The sequence below is a fragment of the Rhodococcus ruber genome (genome assembly GCF_027270735.1).
Lineage (GTDB): Bacteria > Actinomycetota > Actinomycetes > Mycobacteriales > Mycobacteriaceae > Rhodococcoides > Rhodococcoides rubrum_A.
In genome coordinates this window covers 21,439-34,431 of the sequence record NZ_JAPWIJ010000013.1, presented here as the reverse complement: position 1 = coordinate 34,431, position 12,993 = coordinate 21,439, and the positions used below count along the sequence as shown (strand labels likewise).

The following is a 12,993-nucleotide window of genomic DNA, read 5'->3' as shown; positions in this document are numbered from 1 at the left end:
GTTGTGTTAAGACCCAGTGGGGATGATCGACATGAACGACGCATTTCGTTTTGCCGCTTCCTGCAGTTCACCGAAGGAACTGATCACCCGGCTTCAGTTCGGTACGACGGACGTGTGGCCAGAGGACGTCGCCCTTCCGGCCCGTTGGCGCTACATGGCCGACCTCATAGATTCCGATCGGGGCTTACTCGTCGAACTCGACGGTGCACTGTCGACACCGGTTGTGGACGCACTCGGTGCGACGGCGGAACTGTGCAGGCAATCGGCGACCGAGTCTGTGCCCGCGGCCGACTGGGAGTATCTCCGGCGGGCGTTGGGATGGCTCGAGCGTAGTAGTTCCGGTGTCGATCGCGCTGTCATCGCCGTGGGCGACGAGTTGGCACTGATCGGGCTCGACGGGGTGGAAGAGGACTTCTCGGTCGCGACCTGGCTGTGCATGGATGTGCTGGACAGGTTTGCCGTCGATGGCGACACGCTCGCGTATTGGGTTGAGTATGTGAACAGATGTGAGTCGAATTTAGCTGGGCAGCATAATGATTCAGGTCTCGACGGCAGCGAGAGCGCTGAACTGTCGGTAGCCGTTCGACTGGGAGGCGCGGCCTCCTCGTCTCGTTGTCCTGGGGCAGCTTTCGCCGCGGAGGTAATGGCGTCGACAATGCGGTCTCGGTTCCGATCGACGAACATTTGATCTCGCGAATACAGGGCACCGTGCTCGTGGTTCGGCCCGTCCCTGACTGCGAGTTTCATTGCCGCGAGTCTGGCGATGACGATGTCTGGGAGTTCGGCAGCCCGAGGGTCGGGATAGATCCTGAAGATTCGGCGCAGCCTGTCCCATCGATCGGTGTCCGGGGACCATCCTCCGTCGGGGAAGTTGTCGGCACTGCACAGTGGCGCGAATCGATAGGCGAAGTAGGCCAGATCGTCGATGCGTCGCCCCGGCCCGGCTTCGTCGAAATCGATCAAGGCGACGGCTGCGGAACCCTCGAAGACGAAGTTGTACGGAGCTGCATCCCAGTGGCAGATCACCTCGGGGTCGACGCCGTCGGGTAGGTGTCGGGCATGGCCGTCGGGCAGTCGAAACCCGACGGTGAGGTCGTGTAGTCGACGTAGAATCCTGGCAGCGCTCTCCAGAGCTTCGACGCTGCGAATTGCGGCCGGCATCGGGTAGTTGCCGGCAGTCCCATGGCGGTACGTGAGTATCTCCCGGCCCCGATCATCTATTCCCAGGAAGCGCGGAGCGTAGGGAAAACCCATGCGCTCCAACTCCTTCAGGAGATCGTGTACGGCAGCCGAGTGGTCTCCCGTTGCTCGACGTACCGTCTCGCCTACCCGATGCACGACGGTCCTGTTCCCTCCGGGCAACGGGATCTCCGTCTCGTCGTTCATGCTTCTACGGTCTCACATCGTGCGGAATTCCCACCCCGGTTGGCAACTGCGCCGAACCTCTCGTAGTATCGAGAACGTAGGACCATCCAGAGCGACCGAGAGACCTGGCTCTATGACGTCGCAGCAACCCCCCGCTTGTCGGGTGAGGGTGCTACCGCCGGGACCGATGGAGGAATGCACGTGAACACCCGAGTCGCCTCAGGTTTCGTCGACGGATGCCGTCGGATCCATGTCGATCTGTGCCGTCTGAACGGTTCGACCTGTCTTAGCTGACATTTCGGCACCGCACTTTTCGACACCACACCTCATCATCTGCACGAACTCCTTCCTGGGCACACGTGGCTCGGACGCGGGAGTTCTCGTGCGATCGACCAGATACCGGAGACACCCACGTGTCCACTCGCCCTGTTCTTTTGGTGGCCGGAGTAATCGCCGCCACCGCCACATTGCTCGCCGGGTGCGCAGGTAGCGCCACCACCTCGGCTGCCGACGCGGGCCCACCCCAGTCCGGAGGGACGCTGCGTTACGGCCTGTCCGGGGCTCCTACCTGCTCCGACCCGGCTCAGGCGGGTACAAATCAAACCATCTACGTCACCCGGCAGGTGGTCGATTCGCTTACCGACCAGAACCCCGAAACCGGAGAGGTCGAGCCATGGTTGGCCGAGAGTTGGGAGGTCGGTGCCGACGCGAAGTCCTTCACCTTCCAGCTGAAGGACGGTGTGACGTTCAGTGACGGCACGGCGCTCGATGCCACCGCCGTGAAGGACAATTTCGATGCCATCACCGGCACTCTCGGTGCTGCCAAGGCACCGCTGGCTGCGAGTTACCTGACCGGATATCAAGGTGCCACGGTCGTCGACCCGCTCACGGTCCGCATCGACTTCTCGGCACCCAATGCGCAGTTCCTGCAAGCGAGTTCGACACCACAGCTCGGCATCCAGGCCACCGCGACGTCGGCACAGTCGGCCGAGTCGCGGTGCTTGGGCACCAACATCGGATCGGGACCGTTCACCTACGCGGACTATCAACAGGACCGTTCCGTCGCTTTGGCCAAGCGAAGCGGATACAACTGGGGCTCTGCGGTATTCGGACACGAGGGCGAGGCGTACCTGGACCGCATCGAGTTCACCATCGTGCCCGAGTCGGGTGTACGTACCGGTAGTCTTTCCTCCGACCAGCTCGACGCCGTCAGCGACGCGCTACCGCAGGATGCTCCACAGATCGAGGCGACCGGTGGCCGGATCCTGACGGCATCCAACCCGGGTGTTCCGTTCGGCATTCAGCCCAACGTCACTCGCGGTGCGCTACAGGACCCCGCCGTCCGGACGGCCTTGGTGCCGGCGATCAACCGTCAGGAACTCGTCGACACGGTCCTGGGACCGGACTTCCGCACAGCGACAAGCACTTTGGCCAGCGCCACCCCGGGGTACGTCGAGCTCGCCGATGTCACCTACGATCCCGAGAAGTCTAAGTCGCTGCTCGACGCCGCAGGCTGGGCTCCCGGTGGAGACGGCATCCGTGAAAAGGACGGGCAGAAGCTGAGTTTCAAGGTCATGTATTCAGCGGTGTTCGCCGGCAACCAGGCGATTCTGGAGCTGACCCAACAGCAGCTGCGTGCCGTGGGCGTCGACCTACAGCTCGAACTGGTCTCCACTTCGGAGGCGACGGCACGGCAAGGCACCAAGGACTACGACTCCACCTACTACAACAGCACCCGCGCCGACGGCGACATTCTGCGCACCTCGTTTGCCGTGGACGGACGGAACTTGAACGCGCGCGGCCCGATTCCGGATCTGGACGCCTCGTTGACCGATCAGCTCTCGACCACCGACGTTGCGGCCCGCAACGAGATCCTCGCAACCGCGCAGCAGCAGGTGCTCGACAACGGACTGTGGATTCCGACGATCGAGCTCTCGCAGGCCGTCGGCGCGGCGTCGACAGTGCAGGATCTGAAATTCGAGGCCTCCGCTCGCCTCCAGTTCTTCGACACCTGGCTGAGCGCATGACCCGCTACATCGGACAGCGAGTACTGCAGGCACTGGCAGTGCTGTGGGCTGCGTTCACCATCTCGTTCATCGTGCTCTTCCTCCTTCCCTCGGACCCGGTCAGTCTTGCCGTGGACTCGGCCGGCTCGGGCACCCCGGCCGACGCTGCGGCCATCGCTGAACTCCAGGCCCGCTACGGTCTCGATCAGCCGGTGCTGGTGCAGTACTGGCACTCGCTGGTGGGGGCCGTGCAGGGCGACTTCGGATTGTCCATCGCCACCGGCCAGCCGGTGACGACGGCCATTCTCGACGCGGTGCCCAGCACGCTCGGCTTGGCGGGGACGGCCCTGGTGCTGGCCGTCGTATTCGGATCCGCGGTGGCCTACGCAGCCACGTACACCCAGATCGTATGGCTGAAGAACCTGCTGCTCGCACTCCCGCCGCTCGGGGTGGCGGTGCCGACGTTCTGGGTAGGACTACTGCTGCTGCAACTGTTCTCGTTCCGACTGCGCTGGTTCCCTGCGTTCGGTGACGCAGGCGCAGCGTCGTTGGTGCTGCCTGCGGTGACACTGGCATTGCCGACCGGTGCTGTCATCGCGCAGGTCCTGGCTACCAGCATGGCCACCACGTGGAAGCAGCCGTTCGTGGATGTGGCTCGGGCCAGGGGGGTCTCACGCCTTCGGGTGCAGACGCGACACGTTCTGCGACTGTCCTCGATCCCCGCCTTCACGATTGCCGGGGTCTTGGTGGGCACCCTGCTGGCCGGATCGGTGGTGGTCGAGACGGTGTTCTCGCGCGCCGGAGTCGGACGGCTGACCCAGACATCGGTGCTGGCCCAGGACATTCCGGTGGTGCAAGGCATCGTCGTTCTCACATCGCTGGTCTTCGTCCTGGTCAATCTCGCAGTCGACCTGCTCTATCCGCTGATCGATCCGCGCATCGTGCGCGAATACCGGCCCTCGCAGGCCAGTGCAGAACCGGAGAAAGCGCATGTCTGACATATTGATTCGTGAACCTGCCGTCTATTCGGCAATTCCCGTGGCAGGTGACGAAGCACCGGCACCCACGCGGCGCCGGGGTCCGCGGGACGTGCTGAAGCACATCTGGCTCGGTGCCTCCGTGATCGTGCTGTTGCTGGCTCTCGGGTTCGCGCTGTTCCCGTCCGTTTTCGCGAGCGGCGACCCGCTGGTCGGTACACCGGCCGACAAGCTCCAGGCACCCAGCGCGTCGCACTGGTTCGGCACCGACAACATCGGCCGCGACGTCTTCACCCGAGTGGTCCACGGTTCCGGACTGTCTCTCACGGCAACGCTGTTGGCAGTCGGCATCGCCCTGGTGGTCGGCTCGATCATCGGTCTGGTCTCGGGGGCCGTCGGCGGAGTAGTCGACGCGGTGCTGATGCGCATCGTCGATGTGCTGCTGTCGATTCCGACGCTGTTGCTCTCGCTGGCGCTGGTGACCGCTCTGGGCTTCGGCACCGTCAACGTCGCTATCGCCGTCGGTGTGACATTGATCGCGAATTTCGCGAGAGTCATGCGCTCGGAGGTGCTGCGGGTGCGCAGATCACTGTACGTCGAAGCGGCCTACGCCTCGGGTGTGCGGTGGTTCGATGTGTTCCGCAGGCACATCCTCAGAAACTCGTACGGCCCTGTGATCGCCCTCGCTGCAGTCGAATTCGGTATGGCAGTTCTCGCGGTATCGGCGCTGAGCTTCCTCGGCTTCGGCGCCGCTCCGCCCACCCCGGAGTGGGGATCGCTGATTTCCGAGGGCCGCAACTTCCTGGCCACCGCCTGGTGGATGACCACACTGCCGGGCTTGGTGATCGTGGCCGTCGTCGTGTCCGCGCACCGCCTAGGGCACGCACTCGAGAGGCGATCACAATGAGCCCCATTCTCGAAGTAGAGAATCTGCACGTCAATTACGGTGAGACGACCGCCGTCTCCGGCATCGGGTTCACCGTCGACCGCGGTGAAGTGGTGGCCGTGGTCGGTGAGTCGGGTTCCGGAAAGTCGACGACTGCCCACGCCCTCATCGGTCTGCTCTCGGGTTCCGGCCGCATCGTTGGCGGATCGGTGACGTTCGACGGGCAGCGGCTCGACACAGCCTCGGACAAGACGTTGAACCGGTTGCGCGGCCGCCATATCGGGCTCGTCCCGCAGGACCCGACCACCTCGCTGAACCCGGTGGTTCGCGTCGGCGATCAGGTTGCCGAGGTGCTGCGGGTGCACGGTCTGGCCGATCGACGCTCCGCGAAGGTCGAGGCGATTCGCATCCTCACCGAAGCCGGTTTGGACAACCCCGAAGTGCGGGCGCGGCAGTATCCGCAGGACCTGTCCGGTGGGCAGCGTCAGCGCGTACTGATCGGAATCGCTCTCGCGTGCCGCCCGGAACTGGTGATCGCCGACGAGCCGACCAGCGCCCTCGACGTCACCGTGCAGCGACGCATCCTCGACCATCTCGACGCCAGGATCGCCGAAACCGGTGCCGCTGTCCTGCTGATCACTCATGACCTGGGCGTGGCTGCGGACAGAGCCGATCGCCTGATTGTCATGAGCGCGGGTCGGATTGTCGAAACCGGCCCCACCGCAGAGGTACTGGCGAATCCGACGCACGCGTACACACGTCAACTGTTGGCCGCTGCGCCGTCGCTGAATACGACCGTACGACCCGCGCGCACCACGGCAACCGAACCGATCCTCACGGTCAGCAACGTCTCGAAGCGGTTCACCATAGGCCGCGGCATCCACCTCGATGCGGTCAAGGGAGCCACGTTGACCGTCGAACGCGGGCGGACGGTCTCGCTCGTCGGCGAGTCCGGGTCCGGCAAGTCCACGTTGGCGCGCATCGCGATCGGTCTCGAGACCGCGTCGTCGGGTTCGGTCACGTTCGACGGCGTGGACATCACAGGTCTGCGTGGCAAGGCCAGGCGTGAACTGCGGCGACGTGTTCAGATCGTCTATCAGAACCCGTACGCGTCACTGAACCCGAAGCTGCGCGTCGGCGAGATCGTACGAGAACCGTTGGACGCGTTCAAGGTCGGTTCCTCGCGTGAGCGTTCCGAGCGTGCCCGGACGTTGCTGGATCAGGTAGCACTCACCAGCGACTACCTGGCCCGCCGGCCTGCCGAGCTGTCGGGTGGGCAGCGCCAGCGCGTCGCCATCGCCCGAGCGTTGGCTCTCGCGCCGGAACTGGTGGTGCTCGACGAGCCGGTCTCGGCCCTCGACGTATCGGTTCAAGCACAGATCCTGACGCTGCTCGACGATCTGCAGTCCGAGCTGGGTCTGAGCTACCTCTTCATCTCGCACGATCTTGCCGTGGTCCGTCAGATCAGCGACACCGTGGCAGTCATGCAATCCGGCGTCATCGTGGAATACGGCGACACCGCAGCACTGTTCGACAATCCACAGCAGGACTACACCCGCGAGCTACTCGGGGCCATTCCCGGAAGCGCGCACGAGAAAGCGAGCACCAGTGTCTGACAAGCTGTTCCTGACTGCGATAGAGCTGAAAGGCACCGGCGCACATCCGCAGGCCTGGCGCCGTCCCGATTCTCGCGCCGAAGACCTGTTCACAGCGGGGTTCTGGATCGACCAACTCCAGGCCGCAGACCGAGCGGGTATCGATCTGGCGTTCCTGGGCGATTCGTTCGCCACTCGGACGCTCGAGGCCGCAGCCATCGCGGCACGGGCAGCCGCCGTCACCGAGAAGATCGGGCTGGTGCCCACGATCACCGTCACGCACACCGAGCCGTTTCACATCTCGAAGCAGATCGCGAGCCTCGATTTCGCTTCCCACGGCCGGGCCGGATGGCAGGTCGAGGTGAGTCCGGGTGCCGAGCAGGCAGCGCTGTTCGGCCGGAAAGCGGAGCAGGACAACGGCAGCCTGTGGCGCGAGGCGGACGAGGCAATCGAGGTCGTCACCAGGCTCTGGGACAGCTGGGAAGATGACGCGGAGATCCGCGATGTCGAGTCGGGGCGGTTCATCGACCGAGACAAGCTGCACTACATCGACTTCGAGGGTGAGAACTTCTCGGTCAAGGGTCCGTCGATCACTCCGAGGTCTCCTCAGGGGAAGCCGCTCGTCGTGATTCGCGGCGACTCCGCGGAGTCCGTATCGGTGGCCGCCGCGCGTGCCGACATCGTCCGAATCGTCGCCGACACGGTCGAGGAGGCGGCAACGACCGCCGCCCGCATTCGACGGGCCGTCGTTGCCGAAGGTCGTGACCCGGCCGAGGTATTCGTCCTGTTGGACGTGGAGACCTTGGTATCCGATTCTGCCGCTGAAGAACTCGCTCAGCTCGACAACTGGGCGGGGCACGTCAGAGCCGCTGGGAGCGTGTCGCATGTCGGTGACCTGGCAGGCTTGCATCTCCTGCTCGGTTCCATCGAAGCGGCCGGCCTGGACGGTGTGACTCTGGTACCGCTCGCGTTGCCGTCGGGAGTAGCAGCTCTCCCGGCCACGGACACTCGCAGCGGATCGACTCTGCGCGAGCGTCTCGGCCTGACGCGTCCCGTCAATCGCTTTGCACTCGAAGGGAGGAGCCTGTGACGAAGAAGCAGATACATCTGGGTGCCCATTTCCCCGGCGTCAACAACACGACTGTCTGGGCCGATCCGGAATCGAAGAGCCAGATCGAGTTCGACTCGTTCGTGCACCTCGCCGAATCGGCCGAACGCGGTCTGTTCGACTTCTTCTTCCTCGCCGAGGGACTGCGACTGCGTGAGCACCGCAACAAGATCCACGATCTAGACGTGGTCGGTCGACCGGATACGCTCACCGTCCTCAACGCTCTTGCGTCGGTGACGACCAAGCTCGGACTTGCCGGAACAATCAACACCACGTTCAACGAACCGTTCGAGCTCGCCAAACAATTCTCGTCGCTCGACCACCTGTCCGACGGTAGGGCGGCATGGAACATGGTGACGTCCTCGGACGCGTTCACCGGCGAGAATTTTCGCCGGGGCGGCTATCTCGATCGTGCCGACCGTTACGTGCGGGCCAACGAGATCATCGACGTCGCGCGAAAGCTCTGGGATTCTTGGCAGTCCGACGCGTTAGTCGTCGATCGGGAGCGGGGAATCTTCGGTCGCGAGTCCGAGATCCGAACCGTGCGGCATGCCGGGCCGCAATTCGATGTCGAGGGCCGCTTCACACTGCCGCGCAGTCCGCAGGGTCATCCGGTTCTGTTGCAGGCGGGCGACTCCGACGAGGGCCGAGAGTTCGGTGCAGCGAAGGCCGACGCCATCTTCACCATCCACGGCACGCTCGAGGCCGGTCAGAAGTTCTACTCCGACGTCAAGGGTCGGCTCGCCAAGTACGGCCGCGAGCACGACGACCTGAAGGTGCTGCCCGCGGCGACGTTCGTGCTCGGCGATTCTGCACAGGACGCGGTCGAGAAGGCGGATCACATTCGGCATCAGCAGGTCAGCGGTAAGACGGCTATTTCGTTCCTCGAGCAGGTGTGGGGACAGGACCTGTCCGCGTACGACCCGGACGGTCCGTTACCCGACATCGAACCCAGCGGCGACGTGTCCATCACCCGGGGTCGTGCGAGACACGGCGACCCCAGAACCATCGCTCAGCAGTACCGCGAGCGCGCCGAAGCAGACAACCTGAGCATTCGTGAACTGATCATCGCGATGACGACGCGGCAGCAGTTCGTCGGAACCCCTGCGCACGTGGCCGAGGAAATCGACAGCTACGTGCAGAACAACGCGAGCGACGGCTTCATTCTCGTCCCGCACATCACCCCAGCCGGCCTCGATGAATTCGTCGATAGAGTGATTCCGGAACTTCAGGATCGCGGCAGCTTCCGCACCGAATACGCCGGAACCACCTTGCGGGACCACCTCGGTCTGCGGCACCCGTACGAACAGCGTGAAGGAGTGCGAGCATCATGAGTGATTTCGAGCAGGACTGGAAGCAGTGGCATGCCGACCGAGAGGCGTCCTACGGTGATCCCCTCGGTTGGGTGTCCTTGACCGGTTTGTATTGGTTGACCGATGAATTCGAGACCGTCGCAGACCTTCCCGGTCGTTGGAAGGCCGACGCCGATTCGGTGACTGTCGAGGGGTTCGACGGCGTGACGACGCTGAATCCGGTGGAGGGTGCCCCGGGCATCCTGGTCGAGGACGGAGATCGGCGAATCGAGGTGATCCGTCGCACCGCTTCGGTCGCGCTGCGGGTACACGACCCCGAAGCGCAGACCCTGCAGTCCTACAACGGTATTCCCGCCTACGAGCCGAGCGAGAAGTTCGTCGCTACCGGCACGTTCACTCCCTATGACGCACCGGTCACCGTGACCACCGGGGCTGTGGTGGAAGGTCTCGAACACCATCACTCGGCCGTGGGCACTCTCGACTTCGAGTTGGCCGGTACCGCTGCGCAACTGATTGCGTTCGGCGGAACCGGTAATGGTCTGAAGGTCCTGTTCACCGACGCCACGAGCGGGGTGACCACCTATCCGGCTGCGCGGATCCTGGCAGTGCCCGCTCCGGTGGACGGCACCGTCGTCCTCGATTTCAACCGGGCATCCAACCTTCCGTGTGCGTTCACCGACTACGCCACGTGCCCGGTCGCGCCTGCCGAGAACAGACTGACCGTCGCCGTCGAGGCAGGGGAGAAGAACCCGAGATGACGCGAGTTCCGTTGTCCGTTCTCGATCTGTCCCCGATCAGCGAGGGGTCGACCGTCCAGCAAGCGCTGCGAAACACGGTCGACCTTGCACGCCAGACCGAGGAGTGGGGCTACGAGCGCTACTGGGTGGCCGAGCACCACTTCGTGGCGGCGGCCAGTTCTTCACCCGCAGTGTTGATCGGTTTGATTGCCGCTGCCACCAACCGGATTCGTGTCGGGTCGGCTGCGGTCCAGCTCGGTTTCACTACGGCTGCTGCCGTCGTCGAATCCTTCGGGACAGTCGACGCCCTGTATCCGGGACGCATCGATCTGGGTGTCGGTAGGTCCGGGCAGCGCAGAGCAGCAGCCCTGGCCGGTGCGCAGCAGGCTGCGCCCGAACGCGCGGTGGCTTCGGAGCCCGGTGGACTGTTCCCGGTTGCCCCCGCTGCGGCGGCCCCGCGCAAGACCCCGCTGCTGGCTGCGTCTCTGGCTGCACTGCAGCAGCCGCACGCTCAGTCCCCGGAATTCGTCGATCAACTCGACGACCTTGTTGCGCTGCTTGCCGGTAGTTACGAGCGCGACGGGGTGCCGTTGACGGCACGCCCGGGTGTCGGGGCCGACGTGGCGGTGTGGCTGTTTGGCAGCAGCGCTGGGCCGACGGCCCGTGAGGCCGGTGCCCGCGGTCTGCCGTTCGCGGCGAGCTATCACTTCAGCCCGGGGACGACTCTCGAGGCGATCGACGAGTATCGCCGTGCTTTCGTGCCGTCGGCTCGGCTGTCCTCGCCGTATGTGGCGGTGTCGGCCGATGTGGTTGTTGCAGAGGTCGATTCGCAGGCCCGAGAGGTGGCAGCGTCTTTCCCACAATGGGTACACAGCATTCGCAGCGGTCGAGGTGCGATCGAGTATCCGGATCCGACGAGTGTCGCCCCGCTGACCGACGAGCAGCATCGGCTCGTCGCCGATCGGGTGGACACGCAGATCGTCGGATCCGCGGCAACGGTGTCGGCCAAGTTGGAGGCGCTGCAGGAAGCAACCGGCGCGGACGAACTGGTGATCACCTCGGCGACGCACGACCACGCGGACCGGCTGCGCTCGTACGAACTGCTCGGTAAGGAATGGGGACTGCCGCGCTTGCGGGTCTGAGCGGAACATTTGCGTCGTCGTGACCGTTGTACCGCGCATGACACGAGTTGCAGTTGCAGCGTCCTACGGTGGACCGGACGCGATCGAGATCGTCGAACGAGAGCTGCCCGAACCGTCCGAAGGTGAGGTTCTGGTCGAGGTCAGGGCAATCGGCGTCAATCCCTTCGACTACAAGAGCTACAGCGGTGCGTTCGGCACGGACGCGTCGAAGCTTCCGATTGCGCTGGGCAGCGAGGCGTCGGGCATCGTGGTGGCGGTCGGCGGAACCGTCGAGGGCCCGAGCGGGCCTATCGCCGTCGGCGACGCGGTTGTCGTGTCGGGCCAGAACGGTACTTACGCCGAGCGGATTCTGGTTGCCGCGCGGTTCGTGTTCTCGAAGCCGGAAGCACTGGACTGGAACGTTGCTGCGGGTGTGCTCGCCGTGGCTGGAACTGCCTACGACGCACTGGAATCCGTCGGTCTCGAGAGCGGAGACACTGTTCTTGTGCACGGAGCGGCAGGCGGCGTCGGGTCGGTGGTGGCTCAGCTCGCTCGGGAGCGCGGAGCCACCGTCATCGGTACTGCGCGCCGACAGAACCACGATGCACTGCGGGCCTACGGTGTCGAGCCCGTCGAATACGGCGACGGACTGATCGACCGTGTACGAGCAGCCGCACCCAATGGGGTCGATGCGGCAATCGACACGGTGGGCACCGATGAGGCCGTCGATGTGTCTCTCGAATTACTGAGGGACAGAGCGCGATTGGTCAGCACGGCAGCCTTCGGTCGGGCATCTGCAGACGGGTTCCTCACCGTCGGCGGGCCGGCGAGCATGGAGCGTCGACGCCTCGCATCACCGGTGTTGCTGGAGCAGGCAGGTGCAGGTGTGTTCGAAGTGACGGTCGCCAAGAGCTTTCCGCTCACCGAGGCTGCCGTGGCACATGTTGAACTGCAATCGACGCACCCGCGCGGAAAGTTCGTCCTGATTCCGTAACGAAAAGTCCGGGCGCAGTGGGTCTCACGAGTTCCCGCTGGGTCTGATGAACTCCTCGGTCACTCGGTGCGCGATGCCGTCGGGGTAGGGGCCCGGGAGGATGAGAACGACATGGTCGAATCCCGCAGCCACGGCGTCACCGATGTCGTTCCTCGTCTTCTCGGGTTCCTCGAACGACACTCCGAGAGCGACCGATCGGGTGATGGTCGCCGGATCGCGCCCGATCTCGGCACAGAACCGGTCGAGCAGTCTCGCTCGGTCCAGTGCGTCGTCGAGGTCGCCGCCGGGGATGTTCCACGTGTCGGCGTGCGCGGCGACGAGACGCAGCACGCCTGCTGCTCGGCCACCGATCACGATCGGTGGGCCGGGTCGCTGAACAGGTTTCGGGTTCTGGAACGCCCCGACGAGGTCGACGTGAGTACCGTGAAAGTCGAAGGGTTCGTCCTCGGTCCAGAGCCTGCGAATGACGGTGAGCGATTCACCCAAGCGCGCCACGGCTTCCGCGGCGTTGCTGTAGGGCAAACCGCTGCCGTCGTACTCCCGTCGCGCCATCGGCACGCTCGGCCGTGACCCGGCACCGATTCCGAAGTCGAGCCGCCCGTTCGAGACCGCGTCGACCGTAGTGGCGATCTTTGCGAGGATTGCCGGTGGACGAATGCGGTTGCTGGTGACCATGATTCCGAGTCTCATTCGCTCGGTCTGAGCGGCCCGCGCGGACAGCATGGTCCAGCCTTCGAAGATCGGGCCGTCGAGGTCTCCCCCGATGGGCATGAGGTGATCGAACAGCCACGCGTGCTCTATCTCCGCAATGCTGTCTGACTCTCGCCACACCCGGAGAAGGTCGGTGTAGGAGACGTTCTGCGGCGGGGTCATGATCCCGAAACTGGCCAT

General features: G+C 64.5%; 11 protein-coding genes and 1 riboswitch. Of the genes, 9 read left to right on the top strand and 2 right to left on the bottom strand.

From position 1 onward, the window contains the following. Window positions 1-150 precede the first annotated feature (150 nt). Complete coding sequence (locus tag O4220_RS24285; protein ID WP_269608112.1) at window positions 151-1,386, bottom strand: phosphotransferase; 1,236 nt, start codon at window positions 1,384-1,386, stop codon at window positions 151-153. Window positions 1,387-1,465: 79 nt separating this feature from the next. Beyond that, window positions 1,466-1,559: riboswitch (SAM riboswitch) on the top strand. Between the two features lie 219 nt (window positions 1,560-1,778). On the opposite strand from O4220_RS24285, the gene O4220_RS24280 reads away from it, so the two are divergent. Genes O4220_RS24280 through O4220_RS24240 form a run of 9 tightly spaced genes read left to right on the top strand, consistent with a single transcriptional unit; the run spans window position 1,779 to window position 12,102 of the window. Next, window positions 1,779-3,392: an ABC transporter substrate-binding protein gene (locus O4220_RS24280; RefSeq protein WP_420030458.1), complete on the top strand. Its 1,614-nt coding sequence runs from the start codon at window positions 1,779-1,781 to the stop codon at window positions 3,390-3,392. Beyond that, window positions 3,389-4,369 (top strand): ABC transporter permease, encoded by a 981-nt coding sequence (locus O4220_RS24275; RefSeq protein WP_269608111.1) that lies wholly within the window; start codon window positions 3,389-3,391, stop codon window positions 4,367-4,369. Before O4220_RS24280 ends, O4220_RS24275 begins: the two co-directional genes overlap by 4 nt. Continuing rightward, complete coding sequence (locus O4220_RS24270; protein WP_269608110.1) at window positions 4,362-5,255, top strand: ABC transporter permease; 894 nt, start codon at window positions 4,362-4,364, stop codon at window positions 5,253-5,255. Before O4220_RS24275 ends, O4220_RS24270 begins: the two co-directional genes overlap by 8 nt. After that, window positions 5,252-6,850 carry a dipeptide ABC transporter ATP-binding protein gene (locus O4220_RS24265; RefSeq protein WP_269608109.1) on the top strand — a complete coding sequence of 533 codons (1,599 nt, stop codon included), beginning with the start codon at window positions 5,252-5,254 and terminating at the stop codon, window positions 6,848-6,850. The genes O4220_RS24270 and O4220_RS24265 overlap by 4 nt, the downstream gene beginning before the upstream one ends. Then, entirely contained in the window at window positions 6,843-7,919 is a 1,077-nt protein-coding gene (locus tag O4220_RS24260; protein WP_269608107.1) for an LLM class flavin-dependent oxidoreductase, read from the top strand. The genes O4220_RS24265 and O4220_RS24260 overlap by 8 nt, the downstream gene beginning before the upstream one ends. Then, window positions 7,916-9,271, top strand: coding sequence for an NtaA/DmoA family FMN-dependent monooxygenase (locus O4220_RS24255; protein ID WP_269608106.1), 1,356 nt, complete (start codon window positions 7,916-7,918; stop codon window positions 9,269-9,271). The genes O4220_RS24260 and O4220_RS24255 overlap by 4 nt, the downstream gene beginning before the upstream one ends. After that, window positions 9,268-10,008 (top strand): DUF1684 domain-containing protein, encoded by a 741-nt coding sequence (locus O4220_RS24250; RefSeq protein WP_269608105.1) that lies wholly within the window; start codon window positions 9,268-9,270, stop codon window positions 10,006-10,008. Before O4220_RS24255 ends, O4220_RS24250 begins: the two co-directional genes overlap by 4 nt. Further along, window positions 10,005-11,129 (top strand): LLM class flavin-dependent oxidoreductase, encoded by a 1,125-nt coding sequence (locus O4220_RS24245; RefSeq protein ID WP_269608104.1) that lies wholly within the window; start codon window positions 10,005-10,007, stop codon window positions 11,127-11,129. Before O4220_RS24250 ends, O4220_RS24245 begins: the two co-directional genes overlap by 4 nt. A gap of 37 nt (window positions 11,130-11,166) precedes the next feature. Then, window positions 11,167-12,102, top strand: a complete 936-nt coding sequence (locus O4220_RS24240; protein WP_269608103.1) for an NADP-dependent oxidoreductase — start codon at window positions 11,167-11,169, stop codon at window positions 12,100-12,102. A 24-nt stretch (window positions 12,103-12,126) separates the two neighbouring features. On the opposite strand, the gene O4220_RS24235 is transcribed toward O4220_RS24240, so the two are convergent. Beyond that, window positions 12,127-12,993 carry an LLM class flavin-dependent oxidoreductase gene (locus tag O4220_RS24235; RefSeq protein WP_269608102.1) on the bottom strand — a complete coding sequence of 289 codons (867 nt, stop codon included), beginning with the start codon at window positions 12,991-12,993 and terminating at the stop codon, window positions 12,127-12,129.

Bases quoted from the DNA above. Each gene is read 5' to 3' on its own strand.
- O4220_RS24240 (WP_269608103.1), top strand. From the start codon at position 11,167: ATGACACGAGTTGCAGTTGCAGCGTCCTACGGTGGACCGGACGCGATC.
- O4220_RS24270 (WP_269608110.1), top strand. From the start codon at position 4,362: ATGTCTGACATATTGATTCGTGAACCTGCCGTCTATTCGGCAATTCCC.
- O4220_RS24275 (WP_269608111.1), top strand. From the start codon at position 3,389: ATGACCCGCTACATCGGACAGCGAGTACTGCAGGCACTGGCAGTGCTG.
- O4220_RS24235 (WP_269608102.1), bottom strand. From the start codon at position 12,993: ATGGCCAGTTTCGGGATCATGACCCCGCCGCAGAACGTCTCCTACACC.
- O4220_RS24245 (WP_269608104.1), top strand. From the start codon at position 10,005: ATGACGCGAGTTCCGTTGTCCGTTCTCGATCTGTCCCCGATCAGCGAG.
- O4220_RS24265 (WP_269608109.1), top strand. From the start codon at position 5,252: ATGAGCCCCATTCTCGAAGTAGAGAATCTGCACGTCAATTACGGTGAG.
- O4220_RS24250 (WP_269608105.1), top strand. From the start codon at position 9,268: ATGAGTGATTTCGAGCAGGACTGGAAGCAGTGGCATGCCGACCGAGAG.
- O4220_RS24285 (WP_269608112.1), bottom strand. From the start codon at position 1,386: ATGAACGACGAGACGGAGATCCCGTTGCCCGGAGGGAACAGGACCGTC.